Below are 22,980 nucleotides of genomic sequence, written 5' to 3'. Positions count from 1 at the left end.
CGGCTGCGGGGCCGCCCGGACGTCGGCACCCTTCAGGAGGATGCGGAACGACTCCCTCCGGCGCCCGGCCCGGCAGCCGGTCAGGCCGCCCGCTCGACCGCACCCGCCGCCTTGACCGGCTCCGCCGTATGCACGCACGGCCGCGGCTCGGCGGGCTTCCGGCGCCGCAGTACGCGCGGCAGGCCCAGCTCCAGATAGCCCTCGGCCTGCAGCGCCGCCAGGCCGATCCGGGGGATGTCGCGGCTGTTGCGGAAGACCACGAAGCGAGGCTCCCAGCGTGGCCGGAACTTGTCGTTGAACTTGTACAGCGACTCGATCTGGTACCAGCGGGACAGGAAGACCAGCATCCCGCGCCAGATCCGGATGACGGGCCCCGCGCCCAGCTTCTCGCCGCGCTCCAGGGAGGAGCGGAAGACCGCGAAGTTCAGCGACACCTGCTTGATCACCAGGCCCGGGGCGGCCTGCAGCGCAGCGACGATCAGCAGCTCGTTCATGCCCGGGTCGGCGCTGCGGTCGCGCCGCATCAGCTCCAGCGAGATGCCGCTGTCGCCCCACGGCACGTAGTGCTGCATCGCCTTCAGGTCCCCGTACGGGCCGGGCTCCTCGCCCTCGCCGGCCGGCAGATGCGCGGTGGCGATCACCGCGTCGCCGTCGGCCACCGCATCGATCCGGCCCAGCGCCATGGAGAAGCCGCGCTCGGTGTCGGTGTCCCGCCAGGCGTCCGCGGCCTTCTGTATCTGCGCCAGCTCGGCCGGGTCCAGATCGCGCACCCGGCGCACCCGGGTCTCGTAACCGTTGCGCTCGATGCGCTTGACCATCTGCCGTACGTTGCGCATCGCGCGGCCGGCGAGGGTGAAGTCGGCCACCTCCACGATCGCCTCGTCGCCGAGCTCCAGCGCGTCCATCCCGGTCTCCCGGGTCCACACCTGGCCGCCGGTCTCGCTGCAGCCGGTGACCGCCGGGGTCCAGGAGTGCGCCTTGGCCTCCGCCATGAAGCGCTCGATGGCGCCCGGCCAGGCCTCGACATCGCCTATCGGGTCGCCGCTGGCGAGCATCACACCGGAGATCACCCGGTAGCAGACCGCGGCCTTGCCGGTCGGGGAGAAGACCGCGCCCTTGTCGCGCCGCAGCGCGAAGTAGCCGAGCGAGTCACGGGCGCCGTGCCGGGCGAGCAGTTCGCGCAGCTGCTGCTCGTCCTCGTCGGTCAGCCGGGCCGCCGGGTGCTCGGGGCGGAAGGCGAGGTACGCGGTGGTAGCGACGGTGAGCAGGCCGAGCGCGCCGAGGGAGTAGCCGACGGTGTAGTCCACCTGCTGGGTGTAGCCGATCGGGCCCTCGAAGCCGCACAGGCCCCACAGGACGTGCTGGACACGGTCCCAGACGGACGGCGAGCCAATGATCTTGTTGGGGTGGGAGCTGACGATGATCATGCCGATGCCGAAGCCGGCGCCGCCGAGCACGACGAAGTTGGCCAGCGCCTTCCAGCGGCTGCGCGGGTCGGGCAGCGCCGCGAACTCCCTGCGGTGCCACACCAGGAACGCCAGCAGAGCCAGCGAGAGCACCGCGCCGAACACGGAGTGGCGGTAGACCAACTGGGCGGCGATCCCCACCGGCAGCAGCGCCACGGCCGCTCCCCAGGCCCGCCGCTTACGCCGCTTGAGCCCGTGGGACAGAAGGAGCAGCAGGATGCCCACGACGAGGGACGCGGCGGCCGCCAGCGGGCTCACCGCGCCCGGAAGCACCTCCGCGAGGGCGTGCACCCGGCTGTGCCGGAACCGCGGGAACATCCCGGCGGCCAGGTTCAACAGGCCGACGACCACACCGGCCGTACCGACGCACCCCGGCACCGCTTCGGGCCGCGGACCGCGGAGCCAGCGTGGCGGACGCCACGCAACCTTCTCCGACTTTTCGCCATCTAGCCTGTCAGACATCACTTTCCCGTCGCCCCGGTCGAGAGAACGTGCGAGCCTTGTCGCAGCATCTGGACTTTATGCGCCCTGTATGACGGCGTTTCAGGGCTCGGGGTTCCACTAGCGGTACGGATGGCCCGGCCGCCCGGAAGAAAGCACCACATGGGTCTCACCAGCAAGAAAGTGCTGCTTCTTGCCGTCCTCGTCGCGGTGGCACTGTTCGTCCTCACCGTTTGGCTCTGGCCCCGCCTGTCCAAGGGGAACTGGCGCGCCGTTCTCGGCCGTGTCGGACTCCTGATGGCGACCCAGCTTTCCCTCTTCGCCGTGATCGGCCTGTACGCCAATAACTCGTTCGGCTTCTACGCGTCCTGGGCCGACCTCTTCGGCCAGGAGCAGGGGCCGGGGGTGGTCACCAATTACCAGACCGGGCCGAACGGCACCAAGCTGCAGATGCTGGGGACCGAGCGGGTCAGCGTCCGGAACGGGTCGCGCCCGGCGGTCGGCGGCCGCATCGACAAGGTGGTGGTCAACGGCGAGCACTCCGGGATCGCCAGCCCCGCCTTTGTCTATCTGCCGCCGCAGTACTTCCAGAAGGAATACGCGCACAAGAAATTCCCGGCGGCCCTGGTGCTCACCGGCTATCCGGGCACCGCCCAGGCGCTGTACAAAAAGCTGCATTTCCCGCAGACCCAGCACCAACTGCTCAAGAAGCACAAGATGCAGCCGACCGTCCTGGTGATGATGCGCCCGACGGTCGCGCCGCCCCGCGACACCGAGTGCATGGACATACCGCGCGGCCCGCAGACCGAGACCTTCTTCACCAAGGACCTGCGTGCGGATATCGCCGGGCACTACCGAATAGGGCGCGAGGCCAAGAGCTGGGGGGTCATCGGGGACTCCACCGGCGGCTACTGCGCGCTGAAGATGACCATGCGCCACCCCGACGCGTACTCCAGCGCCGTCGCCCTCTCCGGTGTCTACAAGGCTCCCCTCGACGCCACCACCGGGGACCTCTTCGGCGGCAACGCGCAGCTGCAGCGCGAGAACAACCTGCTGTGGCGTCAGCAGCACCTGCCCGCGCCCGAGGTGAACCTACTGGTCACCAGCAGCAAGCAGGGTGAGGCGAATTACCACCAGACGCTGCGGTTCATCCAGCAGACGAAGTCACCGAGCCGGGTCTCGTCGATCATCCTCGACAGCGGCGGCCACAACTTCAACACCTGGCGCCGGGAGATCCCGGCAGCCCTGGCGTGGCTGGGCAACCACCTCAAGGCCTGACCCACCTGCGCGACCCTGAAGAGGCCCGGGTCCATGCCTCACCTGCGGGACCCGGGCCTCACCAGCCCGTTCTCACCAGATGCCCGTGTGACAGGAAGCCCGGGTGCGGTGCGAGACGGAAGCTGTAGAGGGTGAACGGTTTCGTCCACGGCATCAGTGGCATGCGCCCAGCCATCCGGGCTCGCGAGAAGCAAGCTCTCATCGGCTGCGATGGTCGCATGATCGGTGATGACCTGGACCAGGCGATGGGTTTTCACAGCCATCACCTCGGTCACCACCGTTGTGGCAGCTCGCCTATCGACCAGCGTCCAGAGCCGGTCTCCCTCCCGCACATCTTTGGCTCGCTTGCGCCCGCCTAACGCATTCACCGTCTGCCTGCTCGGCAGTCCACCGCTCCCCACACCGGCTCCCCATCCGCGACCGAATCACCACGGAGAGTACGGGGAGGCACTGACAATCAGCCCGGCCAGCTGTGCTTGACGGGATCTACCGCGCCATTATCAGGCTCATTGCCTCGGCCCGGGTCGAGGCATCACGCAGCTGCCCTCGCACCGCAGAGGTCGTCGTCTTCGCGCCGGGCTTGCGGATACCACGCACAGACATGCACATGTGCTCGGCCTCAACCACCACGATGGCACCCCGCGCCTCGAGAATGCTCATCAACGAATCGGCGATCTGCGTGGTCAGCCGCTCCTGCACCTGGGGGCGGCGGGCAAATACATCGACAAGGCGGGCGAGCTTGGACAACCCCGTGATCTTTCCGTTGTCAGCCGGGATGTACCCGACGTGCGCCACACCGTGAAAGGGCAGGAGATGGTGTTCGCACAACGACATGATCTCGATGTCCTTCACCAGAACCATCTCGTCGTGTCCCAGGTCGAACGTAGTCGTCAGCACCTCCTCCGGCTTCTGCCAGAGCCCCGCCAGGATCTCCTTGTACGCCCGTGCCACCCGGGCCGGCGTCTCCAGCAGACCTTCCCGGTCCGGGTCCTCGCCCACCGCGATGAGCAGCTCGCGGACGGCGTTCTCGGCGCGCTTCTCGTCGAATGTGCCGATCTTGCCGTCGACGCCCCGCGTCACAGGGTCGGTCATGTGGTGCCTCGTTCCTTCTGCGACCGCTGGTTATCGCGGTGGATTCGCGAAATGCCGCGCCCCCCAGATTAAGCCTGGGGGGCGCGGCATGTATTCCGGGGCCGTGGCCCCGGGAATCAGCTCTCGGGACGCTGGTCCTCGGGGGCTTCCGCCTTCTCCGTGGAGACGGTGGCGGTCGTGGTCACCGAGCCGTTGGCCGGGGCCAGCTCCCGCGGCGAGAGCACCGGCGGGCGGCTGGAGGGCGTACGGCGCGAGGAGCCGGTCCAGGCCGGGCGGGCCGGGCGCTTGACCACGTGCTTGAAGAGCTCGGCGATCTCCTCCTTGTTGAGGGTCTCCTTCTCCAGCAGCGTCAGCACCAGGTTGTCCAGCACATCGCGGTTCTCGACCAGGATCTCCCACGCCTCGTTGTGCGCGGTCTCGATGAGCCTCTTGACTTCCTCATCGACCAGCGCGGCGACCTCTTCCGAGTAGTCGCGCTGGTGACCCATCTCACGGCCCAGGAAGGGCTCGGAGTTGTCGGTACCGAACTTGATCGCGCCGAGCCGCTCGGTCATGCCGTACTGCGTGACCATCGCGCGGGCCGTTGCGGTGGCCTTCTCGATGTCGTTGGCGGCACCCGTGGTCGGGTCGTGGAAGACCAGTTCCTCGGCCGCGCGGCCGCCCAGCATGTACGCGAGCTGGTCGAGCATCTCGTTGCGGGTCGTGGAGTACTTGTCCTCGTCGGGCAGGACCATGGTGTAGCCCAGGGCCCGGCCGCGGGACAGGATCGTGATCTTGTGAACCGGGTCGGAGTTCGGTGAGGCCGCCGCGACCAGGGCGTGTCCGCCCTCGTGGTACGCGGTGATCTTCTTCTCCTTCTCGGACATGATCCGGGTCCGCTTCTGCGGGCCGGCCACGACGCGGTCGATCGCCTCGTCCAGGAAGTGGTTGTTGATCAGCTTCGCGTCGCCCCGGGCCGTCAGCAGCGCGGCCTCGTTGAGGACGTTCGACAGATCGGCACCGGTGAAGCCGGGGGTGCGCTTGGCGACGGCCGAGAGGTCGACGTCCGGCGCGACCGGCTTGCCCTTCTGGTGGACCTTGAGGATTTCCAGACGGCCCTGCAGGTCCGGGCGGTCGACGGCGATCTGCCGGTCGAAACGGCCGGGGCGCAGCAGTGCCGGGTCGAGGATGTCCGGACGGTTCGTGGCGGCGATCAGGATCACGCCGCCCTTCACGTCGAAGCCGTCCATCTCGACCAGGAGCTGGTTGAGGGTCTGCTCGCGCTCGTCGTGGCCACCGCCCAGGCCCGCACCGCGGTGCCGGCCGACGGCGTCGATCTCGTCGACGAAGACGATCGCCGGGGCGTTCGTCTTGGCCTGCTCGAAGAGGTCACGGACACGGGAGGCACCGACACCGACGAACATCTCGACGAAGTCGGAGCCGGAGATCGAGTAGAACGGGACGCCCGCCTCGCCGGCGACGGCGCGCGCCAGCAGCGTCTTGCCCGTTCCGGGCGGGCCGTACAGCAGCACACCCTTGGGGATCTTGGCGCCGACGGCCTGGAACTTCGCCGGCTCCTGCAGGAACTCCTTGATCTCGTGGAGCTCCTCGACCGCCTCGTCCGACCCCGCGACGTCCGAGAACGTCGTCTTGGGGGTGTCCTTGGTGATCAGCTTCGCCTTCGACTTCCCGAAGTTCATCACCCGGGAGCCGCCGCCCTGCATCTGGTTCATCAGGAACAGGAAGACGACCACGATGAGGACGAAGGGGAGCAGCGAAAGCAGCACCGAGACGAACGGGTTCTGCTTCGACGGGGAGACGGTGTACCCGTCCTTGATCTCGCCGGTCTGGTACTTGGCCTGCAGGTTCTTGGCCACGTCGACGCCCTGGTCGCCGATGTAGCTCGCTTGGAGCTTGTTGGAGCCGTCGATCTTGTTGGAGCCCGACAGCTCGATCTTGATCTTGTTCTCGTCACCGGTCGTCAGCTCGGCGGATTTCACCTTGTTGTCAGCGATCGCCTTGACGACCTGACCGGTGTCCACCGTCTTGTAGCCGCCGGACGAGCCGACGACCTGCATCAACACGACCACGGCGAGGACGGCCAGCACGATCCACATGACCGGCCCACGGAAGTATCGCTTCACGTCCATCCATACGGAGCCGCTGAGGCCCCGTCCCTCCTGCCACAGTGAGGCACAACGCCCTGGGGAGGGCTGGTCGTGCGTACGGTGTATTACTGGCCCGAAAAAGAATTGCCTTCGGACGGTACCCCAGCATTGTCACCCGGCGCCTGCGCCGAGGGTGAACACGAAGCCGAGGATTCCGTTCTCCCTGCTCCAACGGCGGAAGGCCCCGAAGGGTTCCCGCCGCCCCGCGACGGCCGGTCCGGGCGCCGCCCGGCCGCGACGGCCGGACGGGCACACAGAGCGCCCTCAGCCGCCGTAGACGTGCGGCGCGAGAGTACCGACGAACGGCAGATTGCGGTACTTCTCCGCGAAGTCGAGGCCATACCCCACCACGAACTCGTTGGGGATGTCGAAGCCGATCCACTTCACGTCGATGGCGACCTTGGCCGCGTCCGGCTTGCGCAGCAGGGTGCAGACCTCCAGCGAGGCCGGCTCCCGCGAGCCGAGGTTCGACAGCAGCCAGGACAGCGTCAGACCGGAATCGATGATGTCCTCGACGATCAGGACGTGCTTGCCCTTGATGTCGGTGTCGAGGTCCTTGAGGATGCGGACCACACCGGAGGACTGGGTGCCCGCGCCGTACGACGACACGGCCATCCAGTCCATCGTGACGGGGGTGGACAGCGCGCGCGCCAGGTCCGCCATGACCATCACGGCGCCCTTGAGGACGCCGACGATGAGCAGGTCCCTGCCCGCGTACTCCGCGTCGATCTTCGCGGCCAGCTCAGCCAGCTTTGCGTCGATCTCTTCCTTGCTGATGAGTACCGACTCGAGGTCGGAGCCCATGTCCTTGTCGTCCACCCGTGCCACTCTCGCTCTGTTCGGTGTTCACGTCAGTCGTGAGACTTCGGATGCGGGGCAGCGTCTGCGGCTCAGCCCTGCCGGATCACCAGTCTGCCACCCTGCCGTCGCACACCCACTCGCCCGGGGAGGTTGATGGCCCCCTGCCCCCGCCAGGCCGTGATCAGCCGGTCCACTTCTTCGATGTGGCGGGCGAAGAGCGAACCGGCCGGTGCCCCGGCGGCGATGACGGCCCGGCGCAGCACCCGGCGGCGCACCGCGGGGGGCAGGGTGAAGAGCGCGGCGATGTCGAGGGTGCCGGTGTCGTCGAGGACCGTGCCCTCCGCCTCGGCGGCCCAGTCGTCCAGGGCGTCGGCATCGTCACGGGAGAGCTGGGCGGTACGGGCCAGCGCCTCGACGACGCCCTTGCCGAGGGCCTTCTCCAGGGCGGGCAGGCCCTCGTGGCGGAGGCGGGAGCGCGTGTAGGCGGGGTCGGTGTTGTGCGGGTCGTCCCAGACGGGCAGCGACTGGATCAGGCAGGCCTTGCGGGCGGTCTGGCGGTCCACGTCCAGGAAGGGGCGGCGGTAGCGGCCGTCCCTGCCGCTGGTCGCCGCCATGCCGGAGAGCGAACGGGTCCCGGAGCCGCGGGCGAGACCGAGCAGCACCGTCTCCGCCTGGTCGTCGCGGGTGTGGCCGAGGAGGACCGCGGTGGCGCCGTGGCGCTCGGCGGTGGCATCCAGGGCGGCGTAACGGGCGTCACGGGCGGCGGCTTCCGGCCCGCCCGCCCCTCGCCCCCCGCCACCCCGGTACGAGGTGCTGTGCGCCACCCGGTTCGGCTGGTCCACATCGACGGCGACCACCTCGACGGGGTCCAGTCGCAGGCCCCGCAGCCGCAGGGCGACCTCGGCGGCGCGGAGGTCCGAGCCCTCCTGGAGGCCGTGGTCGATGGTGACGCCCCCGGCGCGGACCCCGAGCTTGGGGGCCTCGAAGGCAAGAGCGGAGGCGAGCGCCATCGAATCGGCGCCGCCGGAGCAGGCGACGAGCACGAGCGGGGTCTCGTGCCGGTCCTGCGCGCAGTGGTGGGTGAGGACGTCGTGGAGTACGCGGCGGACCGCCAGGCGTATCGCGGCGACCGCTGGATGGGGACCCATGTCCGTTTCCAATCGTTCAGCTGGGAGCCCGCCGGTGAGGGCATCTTCGTCACACAGAGTGCCTAGATGGTGACAGAGGCGAGCGGTTCCCCGAGCATTGCACGCCTATCCATCCGTAACGGTCCCTCAGACGGGTGATTGAAGGGGCGCGCTACTGCCACCCGGCGTGCCCAGCTCACGCCGTTCGATTACGGTGCCCCGTCCGCTTTGCGGTGCACCCGCGCGACCCAGTCCGCCGGTTTGGCGATCTCTTGTTTGGTCGGGAGGGTGTTCGGCGACGTCCAGACGCGGTTGAAGCCGTCCATCCCGACCTCCTCGACGACCGCGCTGACGAACCGCTCGCCGTCGCGGTACTGCCGCAGCTTGGCGTCCAGGCCGAGCAGCTTGCGCAGCGCCTGGTCCAGCCGCCCGGCGCCGCTGGCCCGGCGCTTTTGGAACTTCTCGCGGATCTCGGCGACCGACGGCACGACATCGGGTCCCACGCCGTCCATCACGTAGTCGGCGTGGCCCTCCAGCAGGGACATCACCGCCGTCAGCCGGCCCAGGATCTCGCGCTGCGCGGGCGTCTGGACGAGATCGACGAGGGAGCGGCTGCTCTCCTCCTCGCCCTCCTCGCCCTCGGGCTTGGCGCCGGCCAGCGACTGGGCGGCCTCGCGCAGCCGCTCCAGGAGGGTGCCCGGATCGATGTCCGTTTCACCGAGGAACGCCTGGATCTCGCCCTCGATGTGGTCCCGCAGCCAGGGAACGGCGGTGAACTGGGTGCGGTGGGTCTCCTCGTGGAGGCACACCCACAGCCGGAAGTCGTGCGGCTCCACCTCGAGCTCGCGCTCCACGTGCACGATGTTGGGCGCGACGAGCAGCAGCCGCCCGCCCTGTGCCCCCGCCGGCAGGTCCCGGGAGGCCGGGGCGAAGGTCTCGTACTGGCCGAGGACCCGCGAGGCCAGGAACGACAGCAGCATGCCCAGCTCCACGCCGGTCACCTTGCCGCCCACCGCGCCGAGCACCGCGCCGCCGGGGACCGCCGAGCGGCGGTCCTCCATCTTGGCCAGCAGCGGCTTGAGCACGGCCCGGAAACCGGCGACGTTCGCTTTGATCCAGCCGGGCCGGTCCACGACGAGGACCGGCGTGTCATGCGGCGCCTCGCCCGTCGCGTCCGGCTGCGCCATCCGCGTAAAGGCCCGGACGTGCGCCTCGGAGGACTTGGCGTGCTTGCGCAGCTCGGCGACGATCGCGCGCGCCTCGTCCCGGCTCACCTCTGGCCCCGGCCGTACGAACCGGGTCGCGGTCGCGACCGCGAGGTTCCAGTCGACCATCTCGGTCCCACCGATGCTCGTCATGAGTTCACCGTACGTGGGCGCATGCCGTGGGGGTAGCCGGTTCGCTGCGCTTTGCCTTTGCCCCCACATGCTCGGCTTTCCCGCCGCGGGGTTGTCCGCCGTCGCGCCTACGGCGGGCCGGGCCGCTGCGCGGGGCTGCCGGGGTGCGGTGACGGGCCTCCAAGGCAGGGTGTCCGGAGGCCCGTCCCCTCCCGTGGTGGGTGGGGAAAAGCGTGGCGGTGGGACCCCTCGGTGGGCCAGTTGACCTCGTGGTGAGCCGAGGCCCTCTCCGGCCCTAGCGGCAGCCGCAATTCGCCACCGCCGAGGCGAGTTTGTCGAGGGCGTTCTGGGCCCCCTGGGGGTCACTCGTGCCGGTGGTCATGAAGGAGAAGACCAGGAGGCGGCCGTCGGCGTCGACGACGGTGCCGGCCAGGGTGTTCACGCCGGTGAGGGTGCCGGTCTTGGCGCGTACGGCACCAGCGCCGGCGCTCTCGCCCCGGTAGCGGTTGCTGAGGGTGCCGGTGAAGGCGGCCACCGGAAGGCCGGTGACGACGGGGCGCAGCGCGGGCCGGTCGGGCGACGAGGCCTCCAGCAGGAGGTGGGAGAGCAGGGCGGCGGTGACCTTGTCGTCGCGGTCCAGGCCGCTGCCGTCCTCGAAGACCGCGCCGGACAGGGGCAGATGCTGCCGGGCGAGCGCGGTGCGTACGGCCTTTCCGGCGCCGGCGAAGCCGGGCGGCTGCCGCAGGGCGAGGGCGGTCTGGCGGGCCAGGGCCTCGGCGATGTCGTTGTCGCTGTAGGTGAGCATCCGCTCGACGAGCGCGGACAGCGGCAGCGAGCGGACGGTGGCGATCCGGTCGGGCTTCTTGGGGGCCTCGGCTTCGGCCGGGCCGCCGTCGACCGTGATGCCGCGCTCGTGGAGCAGTCCGGCGAAGGTGCGGGCCGCGTCGCGGGCCGGGTCGGTGCTGCGGGGGGCGGTGCCGTGGTCGCTGTCGTCGAGGCGCCCCTCGTCGGTCATCAGGGCGGTGACGGGGGCGATGTTCTCGTTCGGGCCGATGGGGTGCAGGGCGGGGCCGGTGTACGCGCCGGTGTCGTAGCCGAGGCCGACCTTGGTGGTGTGGCGCTTCTTGAGGGCGCGGGCGGTGGCGTCGGCGAGGGTGCGCAGATTCGCGGGCTGTTCCTCGGCGCCGTGCCGCGGGGCGCGGGCCGTCAGCGTGGGGTCGCCGCCGCCGACCAGGACGATGCGGTTCTTGCCGCCCATGACGACGGTGGTGTCGATGCGGTGGTCGGGGCCGAGCGCGGAGAGCGCGGCGACGGCGGTGGCGAGCTTGACGGTGGAGGCGGGGGTGGCGGCCTTGCCCTGGCCCTCGCCGAAGACCTCGCGGCCCGCGGCGACGTCCAGGACGGAGGCGGTACGCAGCGGGCCGAGTGCGGGGTCCTTCAGCAGCGGTGAGAGCGCGTCGGCCAGCCCCGCGTCGGTGGGCACGGGGGCCGCGCCACGGCCTGCCGAACCGGGCGCCACGTCGCCGAGGGCGGGCAGGACGGGCGGGGCGCTGGGCGCCCGCCCGGGGTCGGCGGCGTGATGCTCACCACTGGCACCGTCCATGGAGCCCGCCTGTGCGCGCTCGGCCGTACGCTGACCCGAGTCCCACGGCCCTGCCGCTGCCACCGCGGCGAGCGCGACCGCCAGGCCGGTGGCTGCGGAGACCGCCGTCAGCCGCCAGGTTTGCCGGGTTTGGCGCGGTGTGGCCTCCCAGGCCTGCCGCGCGGCGTCGACCCCGCTCTGCGCCGCGCGGACCGCCGCGTGCGTCGCCGCCCGCCCGGACCGCTGCGCCGACTGCCATCTGACCTGCCACTTTCCGGTCTCCGGCACCTCGGACCAGCCCCTTTCGCCACCACACACCTGCGTGGGGGACACTTAATCACCAGACGTATGTGTTGATCATGGAGGAGCCACCCGTGGAGTTCGACGTCACCATCGAGATCCCGAAGGGTTCGCGGAACAAGTACGAGGTGGACCACGAGACCGGTCGGATCCGCCTGGACCGTCGACTCTTCACCTCGACCAGCTACCCGGCCGACTACGGCTTTGTCGAGAACACCCTGGGCGAGGACGGCGACCCGCTGGACGCGCTGGTCATCCTGGACGAGCCGACCTTCCCCGGCTGTCTCATCAAGTGCCGCGCCATCGGCATGTTCCGGATGACGGACGAGGCCGGCGGCGACGACAAGCTGCTGTGCGTGCCCGCGTCCGACCCGCGGGTGGAGCACCTGCGGGACATCCACCACGTGTCGGAGTTCGACCGCCTGGAGATCCAGCACTTCTTCGAGGTCTACAAGGACCTGGAGCCCGGCAAGTCCGTCGAGGGCGCCGACTGGGTCGGCCGCACCGAGGCCGAGGCCGAGATCGAGGCCTCGTACAAGCGCCTCGAGGCGCAGGGCGGCAAGCACTGACACAGCCGTACCGTCCCGGCGTGCGGCGGGGTTTTCGTGACCGCGACGCGCCGGGATTGGCGGGCTGATTTTCTTACGCGAACGGGCGGCACCCGGTTGGGTGGCCGCCCGTTGTGCGTGTCGGCGGCGGTGTGCCGCCCGCTGAGGCCGCCGGCTAGAAGCCGCGGGTGCGCTTGGCGGCGCGGCGGCCGCCGGCCTCCTCGAGGCCGGGCGCCCGCAGGAACAGGCGGGCGACCTCGGCGCCGAGGTTGACCCCCACCGCGATGGCCAGCGCCAGCGACACGGCCTGGACCAGCGACGTCAGGCCCTGCGGCAGATGCCCCTGGGCGAAGTTGAGCAGGCCGAAGTACGTGGCGCTACCGGGCAGCAGCGGGCCGATGGCCGCGGTGACGTACGGCAGCGCGGACGCATAGCGGTAGCGGGAGAGCAACTGGCCGAAGAGGCCGACCAGTCCGGCCGCGATCGCGGTGGCGGGCACGGCGTTTATCCCGGCGACGTAGGCGAGCGCGCCGTACACGACCCAGGCGACGCCACCGTTCAGGGTCGCAAACGCCACGGTGTTGCGTTCCTGCTGGAGCAGCACACAGAACGCCAGCGCCAGCAGCATGGCGGCCACGATCTGTACCAGCGGCTCGTTGTACACCCCCAGCGACTCCTCGGGATTGAGCCGCCGCAGGCCGGGGTTCAGCTGAAGACCGATGTAGAGCACGCTGAGCACGCCGACGACGATGCCGACGATGAGGTAGCCGACCTCCAGCAGACGGGCGGCGGCGGTGATGTAGTAGCCGGTCAGCCCGTCGTGGACGCCGGCCACCAGGGCCCGCCCCGGGATCAGCGCGAACAGTCCACCGGTGATCACCGCGGACGCCTGCACATTGAGGTGGGCCAGACCGAAGGCGACGCCCACCGCCGCGGGCGGCATCGCGGCGACCACGAACTGGTAGAACTCCGGCAGCCCGCGCCCGGACGCGAGCCAGGCCAGCCGGTCGCCGAGCATGGAGCCCACCGCGGCCGCGACGAACACCAGCATCGTGCCGCCGACCAGCATGGAGGCGGCACCGGACAGCAGCCCGGAGGCCACCGTCAGCGCCCAGCTCGGGTAGGGGTGGCGGTTACGGCGGATCTCGGCGAGGCCGCGGTAGGCCTCTTCGAGGGTGATGCCCTCGGATGCAATCTCGTCGACGAGCCGGAAGACCGCGGACAGCCGGTTGTAGTCGACACCGCGGCGCCGCACCGTCCGGCTCGCGGTGACCGGGTCGTCGACCAGCGACGGCTGGTAGGAGATCGACAGCAGGGTGAAGGTGACGGTCGGCTCGACGCGCTCCAGCCCGTAGGCGTGTGCCACACCGAACATCGCGGCCTCGACGTCCTCGGCGCCCTCGCCGCCGGCCAGCAGGATCTCCCCGATACGCAGCGTCAGGTCGAGCACGCGGGGTACGGCCGGGCCGGTCTCGTCGTCGGCCCGCTCCGCGCGCTCGGGGACCGGCCGCTCCCCCACCGGCATCCGGAGCATCGTGCGCATCCGGTCCTGCCAGGGAGCCTCCTTGGTGAGGCGGACGGCGGGGATGCCGTGCGGCGGGGTGAAGGCGTAGCTCAGGGCGGTCGAGCCCGCGGGCATCGGGGTCTGGCCTGTGGTGCCGCTGGGCGGCGCGAACGCCGAGCCCTCCTGCTCTGCGGGGCCTTCCGGACGCAGGCCGGTGGGCAGCGCGAACTCGGAGGTGGGGTGCTCGTCCTCGGGCAGCGGCGGATACGGCACGCCCAGCGGCGGGGTGAAGGCGCTGTGCACCTCGTCCGGCTGGGGCTTGCGCTCCTCGGAATCTGCCTGGTCCGAGGCGCCGCCGCTGCCGCTGCTGCTGCCACTTCCGCTCGCGCCGCGCTGGCCGCGTTGTGGGTCCGACGCCACGGTTCTTCGCTCTCCTCGTAAGCCTCCTGACGGATACCAAGGACACGATGCCTGATAGGGGTGGACGGTGCGTGCACGGGGGCAACGTTTTGGCTATCGGTTCCGCTGCCGGTCCGCTGCGCTTTGCCGGCGGGGAACGTTTTCGGCTGTCCCGCCGTGGTTCCCCCACTGCCTGAAGGGCGTGGGAGGTACCCCCAGCGGCGGGCAGTTTGCCGCTGCGCGGGGCTTGGGTGCGCCTCCCGTTGTGGGTGGGAAATGAGGTGGTGGGTGTTGCGGCCGGTGGCTCGTGGCTGGTGGTCAGCGCTTGGCGTGGCGGCCGCGGCGGGTGTCGGGGGCGCGGTCCGCCGGGTGGGGCGGGGCGGGCTGCTCGTTCTTGGCCTTGCCGCGGGCGCGGAGGTATTCGATGGCGATCGGTACGACGGAGACCAGCACGATCGCGACCAGGATCAGTTCGATGTGCTTGTGGACGAACGGGATGTTCCCCAGCGAGGCGCCGAGCAGCGTGACGCCGGCGCCCCACAGGGCGCCGCCGATCAAGTTGAAGGTGAGGAAGGAGCGGTAGTTCATCCGGCTCACACCGGCGATGATCGGCGTGAAGGTGCGCACGATCGGCACGAAGCGGGCCAGGATCAGCGACTTGGGGCCGTGCTTCTCGAAGAACTCGTGCGCCTTCTCGACGTTCTCCTGCTTGAAGAGGCGGGAGTCGGGGCGCTTGAAGAGCGAGGGGCCGACCTTGCGGCCGAAGAGATAGCCCGCCTGGTCACCGAGGACGGCGGCCAGCACGACCAGGGAGCACACCAGCCACAGCGGCTTGTCCAGCTTGTTCGTCGTCACCAGCAGGCCGGTGGTGAACAGCAGCGAGTCGCCCGGCAGGAAGAAGCCGATCAGCAGGCCGGACTCCGCGAAGACGATGACCAGGACGCCGATCAGGCCGAAGGTCGCGATCAGATAGTCCGGGTCCAGCCACTGGGGGCCGAGCGCGAGAGTATTCACGGGGTGAAGGCTCCTGGGTCGAGGGCGCCGGATCGTGCGGTGCGATGAGCGAAGCGACGAGGGTGCAGGCGCGTGTGCGGCCCAAAACTATCAACGCCACGTGGCCCTCCTTGGTTCCAGGCGGGCCCCGGGGGCCCCACCCGAGCGCCCCCGAGCGCTGGCCGCGTCCAGGTGGCCGGGTGATGCTGGCCACAAGGAGGTACGTGCCATGGGCATCGAGGAGTACGGCGGCGGGCAGCATGCGCAGTCCGATGTGCTGGTGGTGACGACCAACGACGTTCCGGGGTTTCACGTGGAACGTGTCATCGGCGAGGTCTTCGGCCTGACCGTGCGGTCGCGTCACCTCGGCAGCCAGATCGGCGCGGGCCTGAAGTCGATGATCGGCGGCGAGCTGCGGGGCCTGACCAAGACGCTGGTCGAGACCCGTAACCAGGCGATGGACCGGCTGGTGGAGCAGGCCCGCTCGCGCGGTGCGAATGCGGTGCTGATGTTCCGCTTCGATGTCACGGAGGCCGCGGACGTGGGCACCGAGGTGTGCGCCTACGGAACGGCTGTGGTGGTCTCTCCGCAGGGTTGAGCGCCTGTGCGGGCCGGGGCGCGCTCCCGGCCCGCACGGGTCACAGGTGGCGGACGGCGTTGGCCAGCATCGCGTCCCGCATATAGACGGCGAGGCCGGGCCTGATGGCCTCGTAGGTGGCGGTGAAGCGCTCGTCCGCGACATACATCTCGCCGAGTCCGCTGTGCATCTCGTAGGTGCAGTCGTAGTACGCACCGCCGATGAACCGCCGGTGCTCCTCCGCGACCTCCATGGCCTCCTCGGAGTCCGCCGGCACGTCCCGCGCGAGCAGGTCCGCCATCCTGCGGTGCAGGGCGTCGAACTCCGCGGTCAGCCGCTGCCAGTCGTCCTTGGTGTACGCGGCCGCCCTGCGCTGCGACTCCTTGTAGGCGTCCGTGCCGCCCCAGCGTTCCTCGGCCTCCGCGGCGTACTCCTCGGGGTCGAAGTCCCCGAAGACCTCGAACTTCTCCTCCGGTGTGAGCCGTACGTTCATCCTGCGTGCCTCCATTGCGTGTTCGACGGCCGCGGCCATCTCCTGGAGTCTGGCGATCCGCCCGGCCAGCAGGTCGTGCTGGCGCCGCAGATGTTCCTGCGGGTCCGCGTGCGGGTCGTCCAGGAGGGCCGCGACCTCGTCGAGCGGAAACCCGAGCTCCCGGTAGAACAGGATCTGCTGCAGCCGGTCCAGATCGTCCTCGACGTAGCGCCGGTGACCTGCGTGGTTGCGTGCGCCGGGGTGCAGCAGCCCGATCGTGTCGTAGTGGTGCAGGGTGCGCACCGTGACGCCGGCGAAGGCGGCGACCTGCCCTACCGAATAGCTCATTTCCGCTCCCTTCTCGGTACGCGCTCCACGATGTGTCCTCACGTCGCGTGAGGCGCAAGTCCGCATCATGAAAAGCCGGTGAGGCGGCGCACAGGGGGATGAGATCCTGCCGCACATGCTGGGGATAACGGATCTGTCCACGTATCTGGTGGGTCTCGCACTGATCATTCTGCTGCCGGGGCCGAATTCGCTGTACGTCGTTTCGGTGGCGGCCCGGCGCGGCCCGCGGGTGGCCTACCGGGCGGCGGCCGGTGTGCTGTGCGGTGACACGGTGCTGATGACGCTGTCGGCCGGCGGGGTGGCCTCGCTGCTGCAGACCAGCCCGGTGCTGTTCGCCGTCGTGAAGTTCGCCGGCGCGGGCTATCTGACCTGGCTGGCGGTCGGGATGCTGCGCGGCGCCTGGGCGCTGTGGCGCGGCCGGGAGACCCGCCGGGCCGAGCGGCGGGGCGAGGCCCCCGAGACGCCGAAGGAGACCGCGGAGCGGCCGTACCGCAGGGCGCTGGTGGTCAGCCTGCTCAACCCGAAGGCGATCCTGTTCTTCATCTCCTTCTTCGTGCAGTTCGTCGACCCGTCCTATGCCCATCCGGTGCTGTCGTTCCTGACGCTGGGGGCCTGGGCGCAGCTGTTCAGCCTCACGTACCTGTCCGTCCTGATCTTCAGCGGGACGTTCCTGGCGGCGACCTTCCGCCGCCGCAAGCGGCTGACGGCCGGGCTGTCCGCGGGTGCGGGTGCGGCGTTCCTCGGCTTCGCCGCGAAGCTGTCGCTGGCCAGCGCGAGCTGAGCCGGCGCCGGGCGGGCGGGCCCGGCTGCGTCCCGTCACACGGATACGGGCGGGTGGCGGTCCCCCGGGACGGCCACCCGCCCGTTGCGCTTCCACTGGGTGAACCCTGGAGGCCACTTACCCCCTATGCCCTTATTGTCGGGTTCCAGGAGGTACGCCGATGCCCGTGCACGAGGTGAAGGTCGCCGTCATCTACTACTCGTCGACCGGCACCATCGCCGAGCTCGCCCAGCGGATCGCGGACGCCGCCGAGCACGCGGGGGCCGACGTACGGCTGCGCCGGACCGCGGAACTCGCGCCGCAGACCGCGATCGACGCCAACCCGGCATGGGCGGCGAACGCCGCGGCCACCGCCGACATCATGGAGGCCACCCACGAGGACATGCTCTGGGCGGACGCGGTGATCTTCGGGACCCCCACCCGCTTCGGGAATGTGTCCTCGCAGCTCAAGCAGTACCTCGACACCCTGGGCGGCCTCTGGCAGCAGGGCAGACTGGCGGACAAGATCTACAGCGGCTTCACCGCGAGCGCCACCAAACACGGCGGCCAGGAGTCCACTCTGCTCGCGCTCTACCACACCGTCCACCATTTCGGCGGCATCCTCGTGACGCCGGGCTACACCGACCCGGCGAAGTTCACCGACGGCAATCCCTACGGCACCTCCCACGTCGGCGGCCCGGACACCCCGCCCGACGACGACGCGCACACCGCCGCCCGCATCCAGGCGGAGCGCGTAGTGAAGTTCACCAAGGCCGTCAAACACGGCCTTTCCTTGGCGAGTTGACGGGTAGGGGCGAGAGATGACTCTGCACAAAGGCGCATCGGCCTCCGACCGCAAGCACCTCGGACACCCGGTCAACCCGTTCTACGGGGAGGCCGACCCGGTCGCCGGCATGGAGTCCGCCCCACCGCGGCACACCCTGCCCGACGGCCCGGTCTCCCCGCGCACCGCCTACCAGTTCGTGCACGACGAGCTGATGCTGGACGGCAACTCCCGGCTGAATCTGGCGACGTTCGTCACGACCTGGATGGAGCCGCAGGCCGGCGTGCTGATGGCGGAGTGCCGGGACAAGAACATGATCGACAAGGACGAGTACCCGCGCACCGCCGAACTGGAGAAGCGGTGTGTGGCGATGCTCGCCGACCTGTGGCACGCCCCCGTGCCGTCCGAGGCCGTCGGCTGCTCCACCACCGGGTCGAGCGAGGCCTGCATGCTCGCCGGCATGGCCCTCAAGCGGCGCTGGATGCAGCGCAACAAGGACCGGTATCCGGGCCAGGCCCGGCCCAACCTCGTGATGGGAGCCAACGTCCAGGTCTGCTGGGAGAAGTTCTGCAACTTCTGGGAGGTCGAGGCGCGCATGGTCCCGATGGAGGGCGACCGCTTCCATCTGGACGCGGACTCCGCCGCCGGACTGTGCGACGAGAACACCATCGGCGTGGTCGCCATCCTCGGATCGACCTTCGACGGGTCGTACGAGCCGGTGGCCGAGATCTGCGCGGCGCTCGATGCGGTCCAGAAGGAGAAGGGCTGGGACATCCCGGTCCATGTGGACGGAGCATCCGGCGCCATGATCGCGCCGTTCCTCGACCCGGACGTGGTCTGGGACTTCCGGCTGCCGCGGGTCGCCTCCATCAACACCTCGGGACACAAATACGGCCTGGTCTACCCGGGCGTCGGCTGGGCGCTGTGGCGCAATACGGAGGCGCTGCCCGAGGAGCTGGTCTTCCGCGTCAACTACCTGGGCGGCGACATGCCGACCTTCGCGCTCAACTTCTCCCGGCCCGGCGCCCAGGTCGCCGCGCAGTACTACACCTTCCTCCGGCTCGGCCGGGCCGGCTACCGCGCCGTCCAGCAGGCGACCCGCGACGTGGCCCGGTCGATGGCCGAACGGATCGGCGCACTGGGCGACTTCAGACTGCTCACCCAGGGCGACCAGCTGCCGGTCTTCGCCTTCACCACCGCGGACGACGTCACCGCCTTCGACGTCTTCGACGTCTCCCGGCGGATGAAGGAACGCGGCTGGCTGCTCCCCGCCTACACCTTCCCCCCGAAGCGCGAGGACCTGTCCGTCCTGCGGGTGGTCTGCCGCAACGGCTTCTCCCTGGATCTCGCCGACCTGTTCATCGCGGACCTGGAAGACCTGCTGACCGAACTCCGGCAACAGCCCGGGCCACTACAACGCCCGGAGAACGTCGCTACGGCGTTCCACCACTAAGGGGGTCTCCCCTGGCCAGGTGCCCGGGGCGTCCGGCGGCCGCTGCCGGGGCCGGCAGCAGCGCCCCGGACGCCCCGGCGCCCTAACGCCCCAGCCCCCGGTACCTCCGCACCGCTGCCGGGAAGAACACCGCGAGCAGCACCAGCGGCCACAGCACGGCCAGCAGTCCGGCGTGGCCCGACGCCCAGGTGTCCCCGGACCACCGCGGGTTGGCGAACAGCTCACGCACCGCGCTCGCGGTCGCCGACATCGGGTTCCACTCGGCGACCGCGCCCAGCCAGCCGGGCATCGACGCGGCGGAGACAAAGGCGTTGGAGAGGAAGCCCACCGGCCAGACCAGGATCTGTACCGCCTGCACCAGCTCCGGCCTGCCCGCGAGCAGGCCGAGATGGATGCCGATCCACAGCATCGCGAACCGCAGCAGAAGCAGCAGCCCCACCGCGGCCAACGCGTCGGCCGCGGTGCCGTGCCAGCGCCAGCCCATCGCCAGCCCGACGCCGATCATCACCAGCAGACTCAGCGCCGACTGCAGCATGTCCAGGACGCTGCGTCCGACCAGCACCGCGGACGGCGCCATCGGCATCGACCGGAAGCGGTCGAGCACCCCCTTGCCGAGGTCCTGGGTCACCGCGACCATCGTCGATTCGAGCCCGAACGCCATGGTGAGCGCGAACATCCCCGGGACCAGGTACTCCTTGTAATCGCCGCCGCCCGGCACGGCCATCCCACCGCCCAGGAAGTACCCGAACATCAACAGCAGCAGTACCGGAAAGACCAGTTGCACGACGGCCTGCACAGGCTGTCGCGCCCAGTGCGCAAGACCGCGCCGGGTCATCGTCCAGGAATCGGTGACCGCCCACGCCATACCGCTCATACCGTCGTGCCCTCCTTGTCCGCGCCGGCCGCCGCGCCGGCCGACGGGCCTGCACCGGCCGCACCGGCCGCACCGGCCGCACCGGCCGCACCGCCCGTATCGCCCGCCCCACCCGTCCGGCCCCTGCTGCCCGTACCGCCCGTACCGCCGGCCGCCCCGTCCCCCGTCAGGTGCAGAAACACCTCGTCCAGCGTCGGCCGCCGCACCGCGAGGTCCGCCGCCTCGATCCCCGCCGCGGCCAGCACCCGTACCGCCTCCGCCAGCCCCGCCATACGGTCGGCGACGGGCACGCTCAGCCGCCGGGCTTCCTCGTCCGCGGCGACCGCACCGCCGCCCGCCGTGCTTCCCAGCGCCTCCTCCAACAGCCCGGTCGCCCGGCCCAGTTGCCCGGCGTCGTGCAGGACGACATCGATCCGGTCACCGCCGGTCGCGGACTTCAGCTCGTCGGGAGTGCCGTCCGCGACCACCCGGCCGCCGTCCACCACCGAGATCCGGTCCGCGAGCTGGTCGGCCTCCTCCAGATACTGCGTGGTCAGCAGCACCGTCGTACCGCCGTCCACCAGCGAGCGCACCGCCTGCCACACCTCGGCACGTCCCCGCGGATCGAGCCCGGTCGTGGGCTCGTCCAGGAACAGGATCCGCGGCGCCCGCACCAGACTTGCCGCCAGATCGAGCCGGCGCCGCATCCCCCCGCTGTAGTGGCGCACCGCCTTACGGCCGGTATCGGCGAGCCCGAACCGCGCCAGCAGCTCGTCCGCGCGCTCGCCCGCCCTCCGCGCCCCGAGGCGGCAGAGCCGCCCGAACATCTCCAGGTTCTGCCGCCCGCCGAGCTCCTCGTCGACCGCCGCCTGCTGGCCGAGCAGTCCGATCCGCAGCCGCACCTCGTCCGGCTGCCGCAGCACATCGAAGCCGGCGACCTCGGCCCGGCCGCCGTCGTGCCGCAGCAGCGTGGACAGGATCCGTACGAGCGTGGTCTTGCCTGCGCCGTTGGGTCCCAGGACACCGTGCACCACTCCGCGCGCAACGGTGAGATCCAGCCCGTCCAGGGCCGCTTTGGTGCCGTAGTGCTTGTGCAGCGCTTCGACGACGATCGCCTGATCGTGGTCCGTCACGACATCCCCTCCCGACAATAGTCAAGTTTGACTACGTGCGCCAGAAAGGTAATTCCCGCTTCGCGTTTAGTCAAACTTGATTAACCGGCTTCCGTGTCGACGCCGTCGCCGTCGACATCTCCGTCGCCGCCGTCCTGGTGCCCCGCAGCCCCGTCGCCCTCGGCCGCCGCGTCCTCCTCGGAGCGCGCCTCGCCCTCGGAGCGCGTGTCCTTCGTCGCGTACGGGTTCTCCTGCCCCTCGGCGAGCACGCCGACGAACGGTTCCCCCTCGCCGGCGAAGACATACGCCCCGCCCTCGATCCGCTCGATCAGCCCGCGCGTCCACACCGCGCCACTGTCCGCGGAGTGCACCCACATATGCATGATCTCGCCGATATGGCCGAGGGCTTCGGGCCCTTCCTCCGGCGTGTAGTGGCCGGTGACCGCGCTGCGCCACTCCTCCAGTGCCCGCACCCGCTCCTTGAGCAGTGCCACCGCCTCGGCCCTCGGCAGGTCGACGACGAAGCCGATGCCCGCGCTGAGCATGTCGACCTTCTGGTCGTGCTGGGCGAGCGCGGCGCGCAGCAGCGCGAAGTACTCCGCCTCGCCCGCCGCGGTGAGCTCGTACTCGGTACGCGGCGGGCCGCCGGCGGTGCTGGGCGCGATGTCATGGGCGTGCAGCAGCCCTTGCTTGGCCATCTGCTTGAGCGCGTGGTAGATCGATCCCGGCTTGGCGTTGGACCACTCATGGGCGCCCCAGTACTCCAGGTCGTTGCGCACCATATAGCCGTGCGCCCGGCCGTGCTGCCGCACGGCGCCCAATACCAACAGCCGGATCGCCGACATCGTCTCCTCTATCCCTGAACGCGCCCCTGCCGTCAGCCTAGAGCGCCCCGGCAGGGCCCCGCGTTCACCCCTGCCGCGCCGTGCGCTCCTCGTCCACCAGCGCAAAGGCCGTCTTCCCGTCCAGGGACTCACGGAGGATGTCGGCGTGACCGGCGTGCCGGGCCGTCTCCTCGATCAGGTGGAGCAGCAGCCAGCGCATCGACTGCCGGGCCTGCGGCGGGAACCACGGCGCCTCGGGCAGCGGGAAGGTGTCGTTCAGGCTGGGCACGGAGCGGATGAACTCCTCCGTACGCCCCGCGACCTTGTCCCAGAACGCCAGCATCTCCGCCAGGCTCTCGCCGTCCTCGAGCCGGAAGCTCAGGTGCCAGGTCTCGGCGGTCCGCTTGATGGAGTGCGGCTGCTCCTGGGCGGTCTCGATCCAGCCCTGCTCGGTCTCCGCGACATGCTTGACCAGGCCGGCCAGCGACAGCTCACTGGCGCTCGGCCGCCGGGCCGCCTCGGCGTCGGTCAGCCCCAGGACCGCCCGCCGCAGCCCGCCGCGCTGGGCCTCCAGGAAGGCCAGCAGTGCGCCGGCCTCGTCGCCGTGGGCCTCGGCAAGAACGTGAGTGGGCATGAGATCCGCCTTTCCTGACGCCTCGTGACGTCTCGTGACATCCCCCGGCGGCCGGCTCGTCGCCGTCCGCCTTCGACATCACTCAAGGTAGGAACCCATGCGGTCAGCTTCTGTCCGCAACGCGCGGTGAATGCCCCCGGACCGCCCC

At 70.3% G+C, this 22,980-nt stretch carries 20 protein-coding genes; 6 read left to right on the top strand and 14 right to left on the bottom strand.

From position 1 onward, the window contains the following. Positions 1 to 80: 80 nt before the first annotated feature. On the bottom strand, positions 81 to 1,928 hold the full coding sequence (locus ABR737_RS26055; RefSeq protein WP_350252706.1) for a phosphatidylglycerol lysyltransferase domain-containing protein: 1,848 nt from the start codon (positions 1,926 to 1,928) through the stop codon (positions 81 to 83). 141 nt (positions 1,929 to 2,069) lie between these two features. Here ABR737_RS26055 and ABR737_RS26050 point away from each other — a divergent pair, with 141 nt between their 5' ends. Next, positions 2,070 to 3,185, top strand: a complete 1,116-nt coding sequence (locus ABR737_RS26050; RefSeq protein WP_350252704.1) for an alpha/beta hydrolase — start codon at positions 2,070 to 2,072, stop codon at positions 3,183 to 3,185. A 486-nt stretch (positions 3,186 to 3,671) separates the two neighbouring features. On the opposite strand, the gene folE is transcribed toward ABR737_RS26050, so the two are convergent. The 6 genes from folE to dacB form a co-directional block, all read right to left on the bottom strand. Beyond that, positions 3,672 to 4,277 carry a GTP cyclohydrolase I FolE gene (folE, locus tag ABR737_RS26045; protein ID WP_350252703.1) on the bottom strand — a complete coding sequence of 202 codons (606 nt, stop codon included), beginning with the start codon at positions 4,275 to 4,277 and terminating at the stop codon, positions 3,672 to 3,674. 116 nt (positions 4,278 to 4,393) lie between these two features. Next, entirely contained in the window at positions 4,394 to 6,406 is a 2,013-nt protein-coding gene (ftsH, locus tag ABR737_RS26040) for an ATP-dependent zinc metalloprotease FtsH (RefSeq protein ID WP_350252701.1), read from the bottom strand. A 282-nt stretch (positions 6,407 to 6,688) separates the two neighbouring features. Further along, positions 6,689 to 7,228, bottom strand: a complete 540-nt coding sequence (gene hpt / locus ABR737_RS26035; protein ID WP_350256922.1) for a hypoxanthine phosphoribosyltransferase — start codon at positions 7,226 to 7,228, stop codon at positions 6,689 to 6,691. Positions 7,229 to 7,314: 86 nt separating this feature from the next. Then, the gene (gene tilS / locus ABR737_RS26030) at positions 7,315 to 8,373 is read right to left on the bottom strand and encodes a tRNA lysidine(34) synthetase TilS (RefSeq protein ID WP_350252699.1); all 1,059 of its coding nucleotides are present in this window, start codon (positions 8,371 to 8,373) and stop codon (positions 7,315 to 7,317) included. Between the two features lie 188 nt (positions 8,374 to 8,561). Continuing rightward, complete coding sequence (locus ABR737_RS26025; protein WP_350252697.1) at positions 8,562 to 9,710, bottom strand: Rv3626c family coenzyme F420 biosynthesis-associated protein; 1,149 nt, start codon at positions 9,708 to 9,710, stop codon at positions 8,562 to 8,564. Positions 9,711 to 9,984: 274 nt separating this feature from the next. Next, entirely contained in the window at positions 9,985 to 11,559 is a 1,575-nt protein-coding gene (dacB, locus tag ABR737_RS26020) for a D-alanyl-D-alanine carboxypeptidase/D-alanyl-D-alanine endopeptidase (RefSeq protein ID WP_350252696.1), read from the bottom strand. An 86-nt stretch (positions 11,560 to 11,645) separates the two neighbouring features. On the opposite strand from dacB, the gene ABR737_RS26015 reads away from it, so the two are divergent. Then, on the top strand, positions 11,646 to 12,140 hold the full coding sequence (locus ABR737_RS26015; protein ID WP_018514302.1) for an inorganic diphosphatase: 495 nt from the start codon (positions 11,646 to 11,648) through the stop codon (positions 12,138 to 12,140). Positions 12,141 to 12,294: 154 nt separating this feature from the next. On the opposite strand, the gene ABR737_RS26010 is transcribed toward ABR737_RS26015, so the two are convergent. Both ABR737_RS26010 and ABR737_RS26005 read right to left on the bottom strand, forming a co-directional pair. Beyond that, positions 12,295 to 14,043 carry a threonine/serine exporter family protein gene (locus tag ABR737_RS26010; protein ID WP_350252694.1) on the bottom strand — a complete coding sequence of 583 codons (1,749 nt, stop codon included), beginning with the start codon at positions 14,041 to 14,043 and terminating at the stop codon, positions 12,295 to 12,297. Between the two features lie 297 nt (positions 14,044 to 14,340). After that, the gene (locus ABR737_RS26005) at positions 14,341 to 15,036 is read right to left on the bottom strand and encodes a DedA family protein (protein WP_350252692.1); all 696 of its coding nucleotides are present in this window, start codon (positions 15,034 to 15,036) and stop codon (positions 14,341 to 14,343) included. Positions 15,037 to 15,244: 208 nt separating this feature from the next. Between ABR737_RS26005 and ABR737_RS26000 the strand changes: the two genes are divergently transcribed. Further along, positions 15,245 to 15,613 (top strand): YbjQ family protein, encoded by a 369-nt coding sequence (locus tag ABR737_RS26000; protein WP_350252690.1) that lies wholly within the window; start codon positions 15,245 to 15,247, stop codon positions 15,611 to 15,613. Positions 15,614 to 15,653: 40 nt separating this feature from the next. On the opposite strand, the gene ABR737_RS25995 is transcribed toward ABR737_RS26000, so the two are convergent. Continuing rightward, positions 15,654 to 16,412, bottom strand: coding sequence for a MerR family transcriptional regulator (locus tag ABR737_RS25995; protein WP_350252688.1), 759 nt, complete (start codon positions 16,410 to 16,412; stop codon positions 15,654 to 15,656). Positions 16,413 to 16,527: 115 nt separating this feature from the next. Here ABR737_RS25995 and leuE point away from each other — a divergent pair, with 115 nt between their 5' ends. From leuE to gad, 3 genes are all read left to right on the top strand, one after another. Further along, a complete protein-coding gene (gene leuE, locus ABR737_RS25990; protein WP_350252686.1) occupies positions 16,528 to 17,193 on the top strand; it encodes a leucine efflux protein LeuE in 666 nt (221 codons plus the stop codon). Positions 17,194 to 17,353: 160 nt separating this feature from the next. Then, the gene (gene wrbA / locus ABR737_RS25985) at positions 17,354 to 17,977 is read left to right on the top strand and encodes an NAD(P)H:quinone oxidoreductase (RefSeq protein ID WP_350252684.1); all 624 of its coding nucleotides are present in this window, start codon (positions 17,354 to 17,356) and stop codon (positions 17,975 to 17,977) included. A 16-nt stretch (positions 17,978 to 17,993) separates the two neighbouring features. Beyond that, positions 17,994 to 19,409, top strand: a complete 1,416-nt coding sequence (gene gad, locus ABR737_RS25980) for a glutamate decarboxylase (protein WP_350252683.1) — start codon at positions 17,994 to 17,996, stop codon at positions 19,407 to 19,409. An 82-nt stretch (positions 19,410 to 19,491) separates the two neighbouring features. On the opposite strand, the gene ABR737_RS25975 is transcribed toward gad, so the two are convergent. The 4 genes from ABR737_RS25975 to ABR737_RS25960 all read right to left on the bottom strand — a co-directional run bounded on the left by ABR737_RS25975 (position 19,492) and on the right by ABR737_RS25960 (position 22,832). Continuing rightward, positions 19,492 to 20,283, bottom strand: a complete 792-nt coding sequence (locus ABR737_RS25975; RefSeq protein ID WP_350252681.1) for an ABC transporter permease — start codon at positions 20,281 to 20,283, stop codon at positions 19,492 to 19,494. Continuing rightward, a complete protein-coding gene (locus ABR737_RS25970; RefSeq protein ID WP_350252679.1) occupies positions 20,280 to 21,395 on the bottom strand; it encodes an ATP-binding cassette domain-containing protein in 1,116 nt (371 codons plus the stop codon). The genes ABR737_RS25975 and ABR737_RS25970 overlap by 4 nt, the downstream gene beginning before the upstream one ends. A gap of 80 nt (positions 21,396 to 21,475) precedes the next feature. Beyond that, on the bottom strand, positions 21,476 to 22,219 hold the full coding sequence (locus ABR737_RS25965) for a PadR family transcriptional regulator (protein ID WP_350252677.1): 744 nt from the start codon (positions 22,217 to 22,219) through the stop codon (positions 21,476 to 21,478). A 64-nt stretch (positions 22,220 to 22,283) separates the two neighbouring features. Beyond that, complete coding sequence (locus ABR737_RS25960; RefSeq protein ID WP_350252676.1) at positions 22,284 to 22,832, bottom strand: DinB family protein; 549 nt, start codon at positions 22,830 to 22,832, stop codon at positions 22,284 to 22,286. Between the last annotated feature and the right edge of the window lie 148 nt (positions 22,833 to 22,980).

The organism is Streptomyces sp. Edi2, from assembly GCF_040253635.1.
In the GTDB taxonomy this organism is placed as follows: Bacteria; Actinomycetota; Actinomycetes; order Streptomycetales; family Streptomycetaceae; genus Streptomyces.
This window is presented reverse-complemented; position numbering and strand designations above follow the sequence as displayed.